Raw genomic sequence first — 14,649 nt, forward strand, 5'->3', positions numbered from 1 at the left:
TGCTATAGTCAAAGGCACTGGCACTAAATTTAAAAATAATAATCCAGCCATTAATATCGGAATGACGATTTTAATTAAATCGGGAAATACTAATATTCCGTATATGATTAAATCCGTTAATTCTGACACTGAATTAGTATTAGCACAGCCTGCATTAGCTACCGCAACGAACACCACATTCTCAATTCATATTACTGAGCCAGACAATAATAGTGATGCAGCTAGAACGATGGTTGCAATAAATGCATACACGCAATATTTTCTCGACTCAATGAATACGTGGATGACTGAAACAGGGCAGACAAAAATTGAGATGCCGAACGGGGAGATTGTTGCGCTAGATAGTATTAAGAAGATGCAGAGGGATATACAAAATAAGGCAGATAAATCAACAACAGCACTTCAACTGTTTTCAGGTGGAGTGAGAGCGCCTTACGTAGATGCCATTCAAGGAAGTGATTATTTTGGTTTGAGGGCATTTAATAAAACGCCCTCTTTTTATCTTTCATTTGATGGAGTGGGATACAATATAAATGTACCAATTAAACAAGGTACAATGATGCTGACTGGTGATTATGGATTTGGCTTGGTAAATAATTACATAAATAATAAGTATTTAGAGGATTTATCAAGCCCATCATGTTTATTTGCAATGGGTGCTGCGGTGGGTTCTGATTATTTCAGCGCGTATGGTGCGGGTATTAATATACGATATGATAACAATGGAGCCGTTCGTTTATTTATCTATGGCAGTGGTAATGCTGCAACAGAATATAGAACTGGAGCCATAATTAGACGTAATATGTTGTGGGGGGCATTGAATACAACAACAGACCCACAAGGTTTCATCAAAAAAGCTTCTCCGATTATCAACATCAACCCCGACGGCACATTTACCACTAATGACGAATCAGAAGGTGCAACTGTTACTCGAGTAGCTCAGGGTGAATATCTTATTGAAGGTGTGCTGGGTTTTAACGCTGACGCTGGCTGGGGCGGTGTCGATGGTGGTATTGAAATACCACTTGATGTCAATAAACAGCCTCTTATTTGGGTTAACTCTGAAGTAAATGAGGACGGTTCTATTCTCGTTAAAACGTATCATCGAACTCATCCTAACGCACCTAAATTCGCCCGTAATGATATTGACGGCTATAATGACGGTGACCCAATTGATATCCCTGATGGTCGTTTTATTTCCGTGCGTGTACAGATGCCAGAGCAATCCATCTATAACGTGAGAATGCGTGAGATGGAAGAGGCGCAGAAAGTGGAAGAGGAACGCAGACAAAAAGAAGAGGAGAAAAATCAGGACACCAATAAGACACCAGAAATTGATAACTGATTGATTATATAACTCAATCAGTTCCGTCGAGTATCGTGGCTATATTTCTAGACCATACCAAAATAGTTAGTTGTAGTATCAAATATTATAATTTGCCATAATGTTGCTAGGTTTGATTCTTTATAACCATAGTAATTCATACACTTTTAGAAAAATTGATTATTTCAACAATATTAAATTTAAACAAGTTTTTATAAATATTTCATAAAATGAGGTAATAATGATTTGGCTTATTTTGTATGGAGTAGTACTTTCATTAGTTATAATAGTTTATTATTTTAAAGATTGGTTCAAGTTAACTCATGATTCTTTAAGTTCACAAAAGCTATTTTGGGGAGCGATTCTTATCCCATTCATATCATTCTTATATTTTGGTTTTTTTTCATGGGTAGGCCATTCAGTAGATCTATCATCGGAAGGATTAAATAGATTTATTATGATAAGTAAACTACCTCTGGGATTATTATCATTATCAATACCATTTGTTGCAATTATAACTAGTTTACACAGATCTATTCAAACCGCCGCGCAGATATCATCTGCAAATACCCAGATTGATTTGGCAAAGAAAAAAAATACTTTAGATGAGCTTTTTTCAAGAGAAAAAAATTTTGTCGAGAAATGTACCTATATCGAGAAACAAGTTGGAAGTATTAGCATCAAGCTTCAAAACAGTATTACCACTTTTCAATTTAACATATCTGCACCTCATATTTTATTTCATAAAATATACGACACAACTCTTAATAATGGAAATATCACATACGATCTAACTGGTTTCATAAGTGGTTGTTTTATGCAACATTTTTCAACCATAGAAGAAAATCTTAAACTTCGTTATGAATGCATTGATAACAAAAGTGGGGTAGGGATTGATGGTGAGCTATCTCAGCTATTTGTAATAGTTAGAGCAATATGTAGATCTTTTGATATATTATCAGTTCCTACTTGTACAGTTCCTTATTTTTATATAGCGGGAAAGAGTAGCAATTTTCAGCTTTGTATCAGTTCAGAAGCAGAGTTAAAAATGTTACTAAGGAAATATATAACTCTAGCCGAATCTTTATTCAGTATCACCAATCTCTCGGGTAAATATTCTTTTCATTATATGAAAAAATATACTTTTGAAGGTTTTAGTTTATTTCCGTCATTCGACAATGGAGTTATAGCTTCTGATTATATAGAAATAAACTGGGATAGTACTGTTAATGCATTTAAAGGATATAGTTAGGTATAATGAATGTGATTTAAGTGAATATTCAATATAATCTTTTAATGATTACCATATAAATGGTTGTTTAAGTGTAAATCTAAGGCCCAATTTTTGTTTAATGCTAACTATCAAATGTAATTGTGTGGCACGTTAATAAATTACTAGTTCGCATTTAATTTAATGTAAATTAAATGAGTTTAACTCTCTTTAGTTGGGGTTTTTACACTAAGTTTCATTCTTATCTGCGTTAGCTATGAGACTAATATATGGTTATCAAAACCAATAAAAGCATTATGGTAATCAATCAGTTATAAAAAGGCATAACCATCATCTTTTGGGTTTATTAAAAGCAAATATACCTTAATAAACAAGTGGTTAATGATGGTGGATTTATATAATGCTACGCCACATGGGTTGGACAGAAGCCGCTGACTTAATCATTAAAGGTATGGAAGGCGCGATTGCCGCTAAGACTGTAACTTATGATTTCGAACGTCAGTTAGAAGGCGCTAAACTGCTGAAATGTAGCGAGTTTGGTGACGCGATTATCAAACATATGTAATATAATTAGCGTTGCGAACTGATTACGGGAACTTAAGGGTTCCCGTTTTTGTTACAGGATTTTTTATGAGTACGTGTAACGTCTTGATGCGTATTTTTGTATTAAAAGTAGCCTAATGTAGCAAAACCAAACAAACAATGCATAAAGCGTAAGTGTTAAAATCAACCCATTAAAAGAGGCGATAAGGCTTTATTTACGGCGAAATGAAAAAGAAAGAAAATAATCTGCAAACTGCATGATAAACGTGGCGAAAATTATCATTTGCAGATTATCTGATGGATTAAAATAAGGTCAGAAATAAGATTAACACGCGATGGTTATCCATTCTTTGCCACGAACATCATTATAACGGTCTGTCTGTGCTCGAGTGGCATGCCCTAATAAAGCTTGCGTATCGATACCCTGCTTTCGATATAAACGTTCTGATAATGAACGTTGCTCATGAAAGGACGCTGGCATTCCTTCACCCCAATCAATATTGGTTTTATTTCTTGCTTTGGTGAAATTCGTTGTCATCGTATTTGCGGTGACAGGGCCTCCTCGTTGCCCTTGTGATGTAGTCCGAAAATAGTGAATTAAATAGTGGCTTACCACGCGATCACGACAGCGGTCAACGATTTCTTTAAGTGAAACATTGATGGCTTGATTGCGTAAAGAAAGGGGAATGGCCACTTTAGCCCCCGTTTTTCCTTGAACAACATGTAAATGGTCATCCCAAATATCTTGAAAACGCATCCGTGAGATATCGCTAATACGCTGACCTGTTACGAGAGCAAGGAGCATCGCATTACCCATATAACGATGTTGCTTGTCCGCTAAATCATAAATCTGATGCCACTCATCTAAAGTCAATCTTTGACGTTTTATCCGAGTTTTTGGCCTTTTAGTTGCCAATGCGGGGTTATAACCTGGTGGAACTTCACCCGCATGTTGTGCTTCTTTAAAAATATCACTAAAAACGGATCTAACGACCTGTGCCATACGCGATTGTCCCGCCGTTTTATACTCGTCGAGAATACTGACCAAATCTCGAGTGCCTACTTTGGCTAATGGGAGCAACGCTAATTTTTGGCGCATAAGGGCGATGGGTTTTTTCTTTTGCCGATAGGTGGCCAGTTGTATCTCTCCTTGATCTAAGCGCTCCTTTTGGATGTTCCAATAACGATCTAACCATGTGGCAACCGTAATCGACTCATCTTTGTCAGTTGCAATGCGATCACTGATGGCTAAAATTTGACGCGTTCTTTGCTCTGCAATACGGTTATTGGCTTCGATGGCGATTAATCGCGCTTGAGTTTCATCAGCGCCCAAGGAATGAAATTTACCCGTTATAGGGTGACGATATCGCCAATACATTTTTCGCATTCTTGGATGATACGTTGTATATAAATTGGGGATATCAATGTTCTTCTCACGAGGTCGTCCGGTCATCTTTCAGTATCTTCCTTAATATTGGATCATCAAAGGTATTGATTGAAGGGATAGCTAACATGCCGACTAAATCCGCATCTTCTCTTACTCGCCACATGCCACCTTCTTTCCTTGCGGGAGGGCAGAAAAAACCTAATCGCGCATAGCGACTTAATGTGGTGAGAGACGGCGGACGACTTTTGTATCGTTTATCAGCCCATTCTTTTAATGTTAATACTTGCATTATTCTTTCCTTATATTATTAAAAATGAATTAATAATGATTATTCCTTTATTTTAAATAAATGAATGCTGTATTTATTTGATGACTAATTAATACGTAATTATATTTATAGTCTTTTATTCCCTTATCGTTTAAATGCGTGGGTGTTTGTTACTTGTGATTAATTGTACTCTATGTTTCTTTATAGGCAATAACACTGTGAGGGGAAGTACATATTGAGCTGAAGTGATCCAGCTCAATAAATTAAACTAAATAAGTTAAAGTGTTTGAATAATTTGTATCACATAACCAATGATTTGATAATCATGAGTTAATAATATAGGCGTAAAGGCGGTATTTAATGAAACCAAATAAAGATGAGGGGGTTCTGATATCAATTTCTTAATTACCACATCATGGGTAATACAATTTTTCGCGATGATTATCTTTCCATATAATTCAATATTATTTTTAAATTCCGGCTCGATAATAATCGTTGAACCCTTTGGTATGGAGGGGAGCGAGTAAGGGTTAGTCATTGATTCACCTTGATACACAAGCCCATAAGCCTGCTCAGAAACAGGTACTGTTGCATAACACCAAGTTTGAATATCACTTAATCTTAATGTTTCATAACGTGCATTCCAATCAATGGTTTGCTCTAGTGTGATAACGGGAATTTGACGAATATTCATTGTCTTGCGTGTGATTATTAATGCATCAGCATCGGATGATGTTCCACCATAAAGTAACCATTCGGGTGAAACTTCAAGAACTTTAGCCAGCATTTGTAAGTTTTCCCCGTCGGGCTCGGTGACTTGGGTTTCCCATTTTGTAATAGAAACTCGGCTGACACTTAACATCTTTGCTAATGACTCTTGTGTTAAAGCTAATTGCAATCGACGCTCTCTAATTCGGGTATGCATTTTGTTTCTCATGTAATTCCCATTTCCTTTTATTTAAGTAAAAATGATTTGCGTGTCCATTCTCTATTTGTTAATTTTAATAGCGTAATCGATAACTGATTAATTTAATCTATAAAGATGTTATTTAAATTAATCCTATTAATTTAACTCACGATAGTTTCAATAGTAATAACGAATTGGATTTTTTCGTTAAGTGTGCTAATTAAAATTAATGCAACGGAATATTTTACAAAACAAAAGTGGAATTACCATCTTTTGTTATTTTTTCAATTAAATTATTTTTAATTTGATGCGCATCTTTTTTTTAAAAGAATGGTAGAAAAAGGAATTCACATGAAATTATTAATGGAAAAAACACGTCCTCAGATAGTCATACCTGAATTAGCAGTTCAAATTGGGTTATACGAAGCAATTGTTTTGCAACAATTACATTATTGGATAACAGAAACAGCATCGGGTGTTGAATATGAAGGACGGCGATGGATCTACAATACATTACCTGATTGGCATTTACAGTTTCCCTACTTATCTCTATCAACACTAAAACGCGTCTTTACTCATCTTCGAACGGCTGGATTGATTGAAGTGAAACAGCTCAACAAACACCTTCATGATCGTACTAACTTTTATAGTATTAATTATCAGCATAAGATTTTGAAAACAGAAGATGAAGAGCAAAATACGAGTGAAGAAGGTAGTGATAATAAAACGAAAATACGTGCATTCGATGGTGCCAAACAGGAACAATCGAAGGGAAGCAAAAGTCAGTCTCAGAACGGTTCAAATAGGGCTCTTCTTACAGAGAATACAACAAAGATTACTACAAAGAGTAACCTTAAAAGATCTTGTTCAGATTGCTCATTATCAAATCGTGAGCGGCCTGAAATAGACATTATTCGCTATTTTAATAAAACAACTCACTCCCATTATCGAGAATGTCAAACCACGTTGAGCTATGTTCGAGCGAGGTTAGTTGATGGTTTTCAAGTTGATGAATTGATCTTAATTACCGATTACCTAACAGCAAAATGGCTTAATGATAATAAAATGCAGGATTATTTAAGACCTAAAACCCTGTTCCATAAAAACAATTGTGCAGAGTATCTTGATAAAGCGAAAAAATGGCAATTAAAAGGACGACCGGCTTATCAAAATGGGCGGTGCTTAAAGGAGGGCGAGATCCCTATTGAAATCGATTGTGCTGAAAGAGATAACACATTTAGTCTGTTATTTAGTTCAGCATGGAAGCCTAAAACAGCCCTTCAGATCCTCGCGAAAAAAATCGCCTTACAACGTGGTTTAGGGCGAATGCATATTCATAATGCTAAAGCGCTTTGGAAAGAAATTTGGTATCAGTCCGCACAGTTAATTGCACGTTCAACACACCACAATAGTATTGCATAAAGGTACTTGCGACATGAGAGATATACAGCAAGTATTAGAGCGATGGGGGGCTTGGGCATCTGATGCACAAAGTGGTGTGGATTATTCTCATATTGCGGCGGGTTTTAAAGGGATATTACCTTATCAATCCTCATCTCGTATAAGCTGTTGCGATGATGATGGATTGATCATTGATTCTGCTATCGCCCGTCTAAAACAACTGAGAAAAGAAGAAGAGGTGAATGCACTTATATTACATTATATTTATCAGCATCCTAAAAGAAGTATTGCGAGATGTTGGAAAATAAGTGAAAGCCGAGTTCGCCAAATTATACAAGTCGCAGAGGGTTTTATTGAAGGAGGGCTGGCAATGTTAGAAATACGTTTAGAGATGGATCATGAAGTTTATTGTTATAAGAAAACAAATTAAATAAAAAAGTATTAACGCGCTACGCAAACTAGCTGTTAATCTAATAAAAATAAAGATATTTACCTGACTTATGTTTTATTTAAAACGGTAATATTAAATAATGAAATATCAAATACTATTTTAATTAATGTTTATATGGCCTAATCTTGTTAAGTAATGCTTAATTTTTAAGGTTTGAATTTTTATGATATAAACTTACATCTTCATTTTAAATGTTAGAGTTATTATGATCCCTAAAAGACTAAAAACAGCAAGAGCAAGAGTTGAATTAACTCAAGAGGAGTTAGGAATTTTAGCTGAGATAGATGAAGAGTCAGCTAAAATTAGAGTTTGCCAATATGAGTCAGGCACACATCGTCCTAATTTTGAAACTATTTGCCGGTTTGCCAAAATATTGAAAGTACCAGAAAATTATTTTTACACTTTAAATGATGAATTCGCAGAAGAGTTAATTCTTATTTATAATGAAAAATATAATTTACTATAAATTTTTTTAAAGAAGTGCTATGCACGTTTTTTTACTTTATGATATAAAATAAATGAATTACTAAAATAAAATACTATTTTTAAAGAAATTGCTATTTGTTTAATAATTGGGAGGTGAGATAGAATAGATAAAATAAATATTATATTAATTTTGAAGAGTAATTAGTTTTGAATTATGGTTCCTATTAGATTGAGATATGCCCGTAAAAGGGCAAAGTTGACTCAGGCAAGATTAGGTGCTTTAGTTGGAATGGAAATAGCTAGTTCTCGTTCTAGAATTTCGCAATACGAGTCTGGGTTACATAAACCAAGCTTTGATATGGTATGTAAGCTAGCCAAAGTACTTAATTTGCCTGAATGTTATTTTTATACTGTTAATGATAATCTGGCAGAAGATATCATTGAATTATATTATAATAAATATTGCTAATGATGAATTTATTCTTTATTTTTATCATTAAATTTTTGTTCTCTTGTTTTTCGGATAATTTGATTTCCGTTTTCATCAAAATATCTTTCAGGCCATATTGTTGAAGGTGGCAAATTAAGTTTTTGAGCGATAATTTGTTCACCTTTAGGCCATGGTCGGGACAACGCATTAGCTAGAGTTGAGGAACTTAAACCAGCACCTCTGGAGATCTCTGCTAACGTTGTCCCTTTTTTCTTTAATGATGCGATAATATCTGCTGCATGCCAATTTTTATTAATCATAATATACCCATATGAGTTTGATGAAATAATGTATTATAAGTAATTTGTTAATACATCGGTTAACATTTTTTATTTTAAATAATTATTGTATTTTTTCAATTGAAGTGATTCCTATTTTTAAATGTAGTGAATTAGTATTTGTTTTTATAAAAATATCTTAAATATATAAATTAATATTTTTTGTTTTTACAATTATCAATAAAGTTATTTATTTAAAAATAATCTGACAAAAAACTTGCTGTTTTTAGGATGAGGAGTTACATCTTTAGATATATTCTCTTTTAAATAAAAGGTGTAAAATATCATGATAAAACAGAGTGATATGACTATTCAGGCATATGATGTATTAGAAATGATATCACAAAGTGTAGGTAAGGATATAATAGAAATCGTAAGTGAATCAAAACTCAGTTATGAAAGTTGCGAATTTTTACTCACTCAATTGGAAATATCAGGACTAATTTTAAAACAAGATAATTTTTATAGGCGAACAAGTAAGGGGATTAATTAAATACTTTATCTTATAACAGAATGCATCGGTTTACATTTTTCTTGCATAAAAGATGAATTTACATTTGATGAGCCATAGATAAAGATAAGGTCGAATAATTATTTTACAAATTAAAATATAAGATAAAGCTTTTCGATGAATTGACGATATACATAACTACTTATCTTAAATTAGAGATTGAATTTGTGAAAAAAATTTTAATATTATCACTATTGTTTAGTTCTTCTGTATTTGCACAAAATGTCGATGTGGGGCAAGTATGTAAAGCGTCTGCGGCAACCATGTTTGGTCAAGATCATAAGATTATGCAATTAGATACTATTGAAAACGGTATTGCTTATGTACATTACATTCGTTCAGTAGATAGCAGTCGCTGGGCTATTAAATGCAAGCTAAACGGTGAAAAGGTAATTTGGGCATCAAATAATGCTAATAGTATTGGTCGATGGAGGGATGATCCTTTAGATAGCATTGTGAAATATTCTGTAAATGGCGGGGACATCACGATTTCTGAAATTTATAGTGATGGTTCTAAAACGGAAAAAACATATCCAATAAAAGAGCTATAGATTACCACCTGTTTTTTCACTCTTTTATATTAAATATAAATACAAGTCAGAAGTTTGATAATTTCTGGCTTTTTTGTTGCCTCAATAAAGGATATAGATGCAATTATACAATAATGACGCATTGATTGTGCTGAAAGCGTTACCAGAGAATTGTATTGATTTGATAGTGACTGATCCCCCTTATTTTAGGGTTAAATCTTGTGCATGGGATAATCAGTGGGCAAATGAAGCTGAATACTTAGCGTGGCTAGATGACGTATTAACTGAGTTTTGGCGAGTATTGAAACCGAATGGAAGCTTGTATTTATTTTGTGGCTCTAAGCTTGCCTCTGATACTGAATTATTAGTAAAAGGACGGTTTAATATGCTAAGTCATATTATTTGGGCCAAACCTTCAGGCCCTTGGCGACGCCAGAATAAAGAAAGCCTGCGTGCATTTTTTCCTTCGACAGAACGAATATTGTTTGCGGAACATTATCAAAGACCAGTACAAGCAAAAGGGGCTGAGTTTGTTATAAAGTGTCGTGAACTCAAGCAACAAGTATTTAAACCGCTTATGGATTATTTTATCGATGCACGATCAGCATTACAGGTTGGTGTTAAACAAATAAATAAAGTTACAGGGAAGAAAATGGCTAATCACTGGTTTGGTCGCAGTCAGTGGCAATTACCATTAAGGGATGACTATCAAAAATTACAAATGTTATTTTCACAACGAGCTACGCATATTGATCAGTTATCACCGTTATTACGTACCTATGATGATTTGCTGTCAGAACATAAAGTTTCTCAGATACGTTATCAAGTATTGGTTGAAGAATACGGATTATCGAAGCGTCCTTTTTTTGTTACAGCTGATGTTCCTTACACTGATGTGTGGACATATTCTCCAGTGCAATATTATCCTGGGAAACATCCTTGTGAGAAACCATCAGACATGATGGAACATATTATTCGTTCGAGCAGTCGTGAGGGGGACTTAGTGGCCGATTTCTTTATGGGCTCAGGGGCAACACTGAAAGCAGCACTAAAACTTAATCGAGAGGTTTTAGGTGTTGAGCTAGAAAAAGAACGCTTCGAACAAACAGAGAAAGAGATAAATAATACATTGTTATAGATATAATCAGTACTCATTAAGCAAGTATTGGCAAGGTCAGTAAAGTCAGAAGTGCGATTTTAATCACCGAATTGACTTAAGCTAAATGTTATTAAATTATCTTCATACTTAAATGGAGGTAATGAATGGTTGTTTGTCGGGGATGTAAATATCCATTATCTGAATCTCAAGAGATAGAAATAGATGGTGAGTTGTTGAAATCTTGTCCCAAATGCTCATCCAATAAGGGTGTTCATATTTTCTATAGGTATGAAGACTTTGGAATGAGAGATATGGGGGATGGACGTCATATTGTACAATCATGGTGCCCATCATGTCGCTCTGATGAGTATCCGTCCCTTAAAACAAAATTTACTTGTTAATTTATTAGTAAAGTAAAATTATAAGGCCTCCTTTGGTGGCCTTTTTCGTATAAGAGATAGTTATGTAACATAAAAAATTATAAATTGCAGTTAGTATGGCATCAATGCAAGTGGAAGAACGAGGACAATAAATAATAGAGTTAAAAAAATAGCTAGCATGCAATTAATGAGCTATAAATTAGAAACTATTAATAAAGCTACACTAATGGCTCTACTATTTACCACTTAAAGCTTTTTAGTTGTTTGACCTATTAGAGCTATTTGCTCTTTAACTAGTAGTTGCTCATTCCATTTTAGAGTTTTATTTAACATTCTAAAAACGTTATTTTTTATTTTTATTACCATTAGTCATTAGCTTTGCTAACAATGAAAATAAAAAATGTGTGGCATACATCATTTTTCTACTTTAATTTTTAGATCTTTTATTTTTTCAAATTCATATTTCATAAAGCTTCTTTACCGAAGTAAATCAGCCATCCTTTCGGTTCATTACATTGGAATAACCTATCAGTTTAACTTAAGTTTTACTGTTTCTTGTTTAACTCACTCATATTAATCATCAACGGACACTCCATAGGGGTGTATATGCGCATGGAAAAATTGACCAATGTTACCTACGGAACGGCTGGCTTAACTGCCTTTTTTGCAAGTATCTCATTGTATGAATGGGGATTTGTAATAGGGATGGGATTTAGCATGCTGCTTGGATTAGCAACTTATCTGATGACATGGCGAGAACAGCGGAAACGAACAGCGTTATTTGCCGAGCTAGTTCATCGAAATTGTTCTAGTGATCCGCGAGACATAGAAAAGATAGTTGGTGAAATACTGACTAAAGCTAAAAAGGACATTTAATGAATCTAAAACAAAAGGTAGCTGCAGTTGCGAGTGCAGGTGTAGTAAGTATTGCGATAACTATGATTAGTTATTTTGAAGGTGTGCATTACGAACCTTATCGTGATGTTGTTGGTGTGCTGACGGTTTGCTACGGACATACTGGCAATGACATCATTCAGAATAGGCTATACACACAGCAAGAATGTGATGCTTTATTACAAAAAGATTTTATTAAAATACAACGACAAGTCGATGCTTTAGTTAAAGTATCCCTCGATAATCACACTCAAGCCTCTTTATATTCTTTTGCTTTTAATGTTGGAATAACTGCATTTGCGCGTTCTACTTTACTCAATAAATTAAATGCAGGTGATAAACATGGTGCTTGTGAAGAAATGAAACGCTGGGTTTATGCTGGTGGAAAAGTATGGAAGGGCTTAATTAATCGCCGTGAAATGGAATCTACTTTATGCCATGGAAATCTTTAATTATTATTTTGTGCTTTATTATTACTCTTTTTCTTATTGTTATCTTCAGTTTTTATCTTTCCATTGATCCTTTTTGTTCAAATGATAAAGCGAGTTTAGCTAAACGTTGTCAACGCGCTATTTCTCATCATAGGTATTAATCAATAATGAATTGGAAAGTTTATATCATGACTATAGCGATAGTTATCATTGCGGGTGGTTATATGGTGGTAAATGAGCAATCAAAAAAACTCAATAGATTAAACGATGCTAATAAGGAGCTAGCCAGTCGTTTAAAAGAGCTAGTGAATATAAATCACGATTATCAAAAACGGGTAACTCTATTAAATCAGCTCGATATTAAACACACTAAGGAATTAGTTAATGCGAAAAAGAAAATTGATGGGTTGCGTATTTTGGCTGAGCGTAATCCTAAGCGGGTGTATATCAGAGCCGAGTGCTCCTCTCGTATCACCACAAATTCCACCTCCAGCATGGATGATGCAACCCCCGCCAGACCTACTGACACCGCTATCCGAAATTATTGGCTACTTAGAGAGCGAATTGCCGAGTCGGAAAGAATGATTAAGGGATTGCAGGAGTATATCAAAATAGAATAAATCAATAACTACAGTTATAAATTTTTTGATAATAATAAGATTAATTAATAGTATGTATTGGAATATATAATTATAATGCTATTATGTTAAACAACTTTTATAAAATTTAATTTGGCTAGATTTAATGAAAATCATAATAAAATTATTAGTTATAACTCAATTTTTATTCTTATCAATAAATGCACACGCATTAATGGCGAGAACGGTAGTTATAGCAGCAACCTATGAATCTTATTTTGCATGTGCAGCCGCTCAAGAAAATATAGAGTTTGATAAAATTTATCTTCTAATGCGTGATAATCGAAATGAAGTAAATGGCGAAGGAGATCAAATACCATTGTCTTTAAATCCTAGATTTGATACCGATTTACTTAAACATTATCGTATAGTTCAAGAAATTAAAATGAGCGGAAAACAATTAGACTGTAATATCTTTGCTAGTGTTGTGTATGATTCATTAAAAGAAGAGCTCGATGCAAATGATATGAGTGAATATGTTCCAATGAGTAAGAAGAATGCGGATAAAATTTTATCTTTGTTAAAATGATTAATTCTTTGTTATTTATAAAGTTTTCAATAATATTTAATAAATTAATATCTATCTATTAATTCGTTAATAGCTTGAAGAATAGAATAAATTACAAAAGGTACTCCCAATAGCCTCCCTTCCCACGGGGCGGGGGCTTCGCGGAAAACGCCAAATTTTTGCATTTTATTTCAGCATCACCACTACTTAATCAACCTATTGATTTTTAAATATATAAATAATAAATGTTGATGAGTGTGAACGTTTTTTGTTCATCAACATATTTTGAGTTCCATTATTTTCTACAGAAACTTTTCTTAATATTCATAAGAATGTGATGTAGTAACTTGTATTAATTACATTCTGCACGTATATCATAATTTATTATTGAAAGTGGAATATCCCATAATGAAGTTTGATAAAAAATTATTGTTAGGTGTGTTTGGTGCAAGTGAACGAGGTAAAACTCAAACACTGAGCAAATTGATTGATAAGTTTGAATCAGATAAAAGCTATTCTATTCCTTTTGAATTAAAAATAAGGGAATTATCTTCAAGTGATGAGATCGCTATTTTTGAGAAAAATGGTATTAAAATAGGAATTTCTACAGAAGGTGATTATAAAGAAATAGTAGATAAAACAGTTGGGAAATTAATTAGTCATGGATGTGATCTGATCGTTACAGCGACAAGAACTAAAGGTGAAACTACGAACTTAATTAATCAAATAGCAGATAAATATTGCTATGAAATGCAATGGTTCGAAAAAAATACAAATATAAATGAGTGGTGTAATAAATGGCCTCATAAAGGTGAAGATTTTGAAAAAAGAAAAACCGAATATTTTAATAAATTAAACGAAACAGATGCTCAATTTCTTTTTGACTATATTGATTCCCTAACACAATAAAGTTAAATACCACTGTGAACACCCGCTCAACGCGGGTTTTTTT

General features: G+C 33.7%; 18 protein-coding genes and 1 pseudogene. 15 read left to right on the forward strand and 4 right to left on the reverse strand.

The window, feature by feature from the left end:
• The 3 genes and pseudogenes from DK861_RS05685 to DK861_RS05695 all read left to right on the forward strand — a co-directional run.
• On the forward strand, positions 1-1,345 hold a 1,345-nt coding region (locus DK861_RS05685; RefSeq protein WP_109399512.1), incomplete at its 5' end, for a hypothetical protein.
• A gap of 220 nt (positions 1,346-1,565) precedes the next feature.
• Entirely contained in the window at positions 1,566-2,576 is a 1,011-nt protein-coding gene (locus DK861_RS05690) for a hypothetical protein (RefSeq protein WP_109399513.1), read from the forward strand.
• 376 nt (positions 2,577-2,952) lie between these two features.
• A pseudogene (locus DK861_RS05695) lies at positions 2,953-3,120 on the forward strand (isocitrate/isopropylmalate family dehydrogenase); the annotation flags it as partial.
• A 303-nt stretch (positions 3,121-3,423) separates the two neighbouring features.
• On the opposite strand, the gene DK861_RS05700 reads toward DK861_RS05695, so the two are convergent.
• From DK861_RS05700 to DK861_RS05710, 3 genes are all read right to left on the reverse strand, one after another.
• On the reverse strand, positions 3,424-4,551 hold the full coding sequence (locus DK861_RS05700; protein ID WP_109399514.1) for a phage integrase Arm DNA-binding domain-containing protein: 1,128 nt from the start codon (positions 4,549-4,551) through the stop codon (positions 3,424-3,426).
• The gene (locus DK861_RS05705) at positions 4,532-4,774 is read right to left on the reverse strand and encodes an excisionase (RefSeq protein ID WP_109399515.1); all 243 of its coding nucleotides are present in this window, start codon (positions 4,772-4,774) and stop codon (positions 4,532-4,534) included. Before DK861_RS05705 ends, DK861_RS05700 begins: the two co-directional genes overlap by 20 nt.
• Before the next feature lie 256 nt (positions 4,775-5,030).
• Positions 5,031-5,690 carry a helix-turn-helix domain-containing protein gene (locus DK861_RS05710; RefSeq protein WP_072062694.1) on the reverse strand — a complete coding sequence of 220 codons (660 nt, stop codon included), beginning with the start codon at positions 5,688-5,690 and terminating at the stop codon, positions 5,031-5,033.
• Between the two features lie 321 nt (positions 5,691-6,011).
• On the opposite strand from DK861_RS05710, the gene DK861_RS05715 reads away from it, so the two are divergent.
• From DK861_RS05715 to DK861_RS05730, 4 genes are all read left to right on the forward strand, one after another.
• Positions 6,012-7,082 carry a conserved phage C-terminal domain-containing protein gene (locus DK861_RS05715; protein ID WP_109399516.1) on the forward strand — a complete coding sequence of 357 codons (1,071 nt, stop codon included), beginning with the start codon at positions 6,012-6,014 and terminating at the stop codon, positions 7,080-7,082.
• 13 nt (positions 7,083-7,095) lie between these two features.
• Complete coding sequence (locus tag DK861_RS05720; protein ID WP_072062692.1) at positions 7,096-7,491, forward strand: antiterminator Q family protein; 396 nt, start codon at positions 7,096-7,098, stop codon at positions 7,489-7,491.
• A 226-nt stretch (positions 7,492-7,717) separates the two neighbouring features.
• On the forward strand, positions 7,718-7,978 hold the full coding sequence (locus DK861_RS05725) for a helix-turn-helix transcriptional regulator (RefSeq protein WP_072062691.1): 261 nt from the start codon (positions 7,718-7,720) through the stop codon (positions 7,976-7,978).
• Positions 7,979-8,152: 174 nt separating this feature from the next.
• Positions 8,153-8,407, forward strand: a complete 255-nt coding sequence (locus DK861_RS05730; RefSeq protein ID WP_023582489.1) for a helix-turn-helix transcriptional regulator — start codon at positions 8,153-8,155, stop codon at positions 8,405-8,407.
• Positions 8,408-8,415: 8 nt separating this feature from the next.
• Here DK861_RS05730 and DK861_RS05735 read toward each other — a convergent pair whose 3' ends face one another.
• The gene (locus DK861_RS05735; protein ID WP_023582488.1) at positions 8,416-8,688 is read right to left on the reverse strand and encodes a helix-turn-helix transcriptional regulator; all 273 of its coding nucleotides are present in this window, start codon (positions 8,686-8,688) and stop codon (positions 8,416-8,418) included.
• Between the two features lie 304 nt (positions 8,689-8,992).
• Here DK861_RS05735 and DK861_RS05740 point away from each other — a divergent pair, with 304 nt between their 5' ends.
• The 8 genes from DK861_RS05740 to DK861_RS05780 all read left to right on the forward strand — a co-directional run bounded on the left by DK861_RS05740 (position 8,993) and on the right by DK861_RS05780 (position 14,606).
• Entirely contained in the window at positions 8,993-9,199 is a 207-nt protein-coding gene (locus DK861_RS05740; RefSeq protein WP_109399517.1) for a winged helix-turn-helix domain-containing protein, read from the forward strand.
• Between the two features lie 185 nt (positions 9,200-9,384).
• Positions 9,385-9,768 carry a hypothetical protein gene (locus tag DK861_RS05745; protein ID WP_109399518.1) on the forward strand — a complete coding sequence of 128 codons (384 nt, stop codon included), beginning with the start codon at positions 9,385-9,387 and terminating at the stop codon, positions 9,766-9,768.
• A 97-nt stretch (positions 9,769-9,865) separates the two neighbouring features.
• A complete protein-coding gene (locus DK861_RS05750) occupies positions 9,866-10,885 on the forward strand; it encodes a site-specific DNA-methyltransferase (RefSeq protein WP_109399519.1) in 1,020 nt (339 codons plus the stop codon).
• Positions 10,886-11,832: 947 nt separating this feature from the next.
• Positions 11,833-12,102 (forward strand): hypothetical protein, encoded by a 270-nt coding sequence (locus tag DK861_RS05760; RefSeq protein ID WP_109399521.1) that lies wholly within the window; start codon positions 11,833-11,835, stop codon positions 12,100-12,102.
• On the forward strand, positions 12,102-12,572 hold the full coding sequence (locus DK861_RS05765) for a lysozyme (protein ID WP_109399522.1): 471 nt from the start codon (positions 12,102-12,104) through the stop codon (positions 12,570-12,572). The genes DK861_RS05760 and DK861_RS05765 overlap by 1 nt, the downstream gene beginning before the upstream one ends.
• Positions 12,573-12,715: 143 nt before the next feature.
• Positions 12,716-13,171 carry a lysis protein gene (locus DK861_RS05770; RefSeq protein WP_109399523.1) on the forward strand — a complete coding sequence of 152 codons (456 nt, stop codon included), beginning with the start codon at positions 12,716-12,718 and terminating at the stop codon, positions 13,169-13,171.
• A 124-nt stretch (positions 13,172-13,295) separates the two neighbouring features.
• Complete coding sequence (locus DK861_RS05775) at positions 13,296-13,718, forward strand: hypothetical protein (RefSeq protein ID WP_109399524.1); 423 nt, start codon at positions 13,296-13,298, stop codon at positions 13,716-13,718.
• A gap of 387 nt (positions 13,719-14,105) precedes the next feature.
• Positions 14,106-14,606, forward strand: coding sequence for a hypothetical protein (locus DK861_RS05780; protein ID WP_109399525.1), 501 nt, complete (start codon positions 14,106-14,108; stop codon positions 14,604-14,606).
• Positions 14,607-14,649: the final 43 nt, after the last annotated feature.

This window comes from Proteus sp. TJ1640 (genome assembly GCF_003144445.1).
Classification (GTDB): domain Bacteria; phylum Pseudomonadota; class Gammaproteobacteria; order Enterobacterales; family Enterobacteriaceae; genus Proteus; species Proteus penneri.

What these genes read in the sequence shown, in the direction of transcription:
- DK861_RS05765 (WP_109399522.1), top strand. Translation starts at nt 12,102, where the DNA reads ATGAATCTAAAACAAAAGGTAGCTGCAGTTGCGAGTGCAGGTGTAGTA.
- DK861_RS05725 (WP_072062691.1), top strand. Translation starts at nt 7,718, where the DNA reads ATGATCCCTAAAAGACTAAAAACAGCAAGAGCAAGAGTTGAATTAACT.
- DK861_RS05705 (WP_109399515.1), bottom strand. Translation starts at nt 4,774, where the DNA reads ATGCAAGTATTAACATTAAAAGAATGGGCTGATAAACGATACAAAAGT.
- DK861_RS05710 (WP_072062694.1), bottom strand. Translation starts at nt 5,690, where the DNA reads ATGAGAAACAAAATGCATACCCGAATTAGAGAGCGTCGATTGCAATTA.
- DK861_RS05760 (WP_109399521.1), top strand. Translation starts at nt 11,833, where the DNA reads ATGCGCATGGAAAAATTGACCAATGTTACCTACGGAACGGCTGGCTTA.
- DK861_RS05735 (WP_023582488.1), bottom strand. Translation starts at nt 8,688, where the DNA reads ATGATTAATAAAAATTGGCATGCAGCAGATATTATCGCATCATTAAAG.
- DK861_RS05740 (WP_109399517.1), top strand. Translation starts at nt 8,993, where the DNA reads ATGATAAAACAGAGTGATATGACTATTCAGGCATATGATGTATTAGAA.
- DK861_RS05690 (WP_109399513.1), top strand. Translation starts at nt 1,566, where the DNA reads ATGATTTGGCTTATTTTGTATGGAGTAGTACTTTCATTAGTTATAATA.
- DK861_RS05700 (WP_109399514.1), bottom strand. Translation starts at nt 4,551, where the DNA reads ATGACCGGACGACCTCGTGAGAAGAACATTGATATCCCCAATTTATAT.
- DK861_RS05750 (WP_109399519.1), top strand. Translation starts at nt 9,866, where the DNA reads ATGCAATTATACAATAATGACGCATTGATTGTGCTGAAAGCGTTACCA.
- DK861_RS05780 (WP_109399525.1), top strand. Translation starts at nt 14,106, where the DNA reads ATGAAGTTTGATAAAAAATTATTGTTAGGTGTGTTTGGTGCAAGTGAA.
- DK861_RS05715 (WP_109399516.1), top strand. Translation starts at nt 6,012, where the DNA reads ATGAAATTATTAATGGAAAAAACACGTCCTCAGATAGTCATACCTGAA.
- DK861_RS05720 (WP_072062692.1), top strand. Translation starts at nt 7,096, where the DNA reads ATGAGAGATATACAGCAAGTATTAGAGCGATGGGGGGCTTGGGCATCT.
- DK861_RS05775 (WP_109399524.1), top strand. Translation starts at nt 13,296, where the DNA reads ATGAAAATCATAATAAAATTATTAGTTATAACTCAATTTTTATTCTTA.
- DK861_RS05730 (WP_023582489.1), top strand. Translation starts at nt 8,153, where the DNA reads ATGGTTCCTATTAGATTGAGATATGCCCGTAAAAGGGCAAAGTTGACT.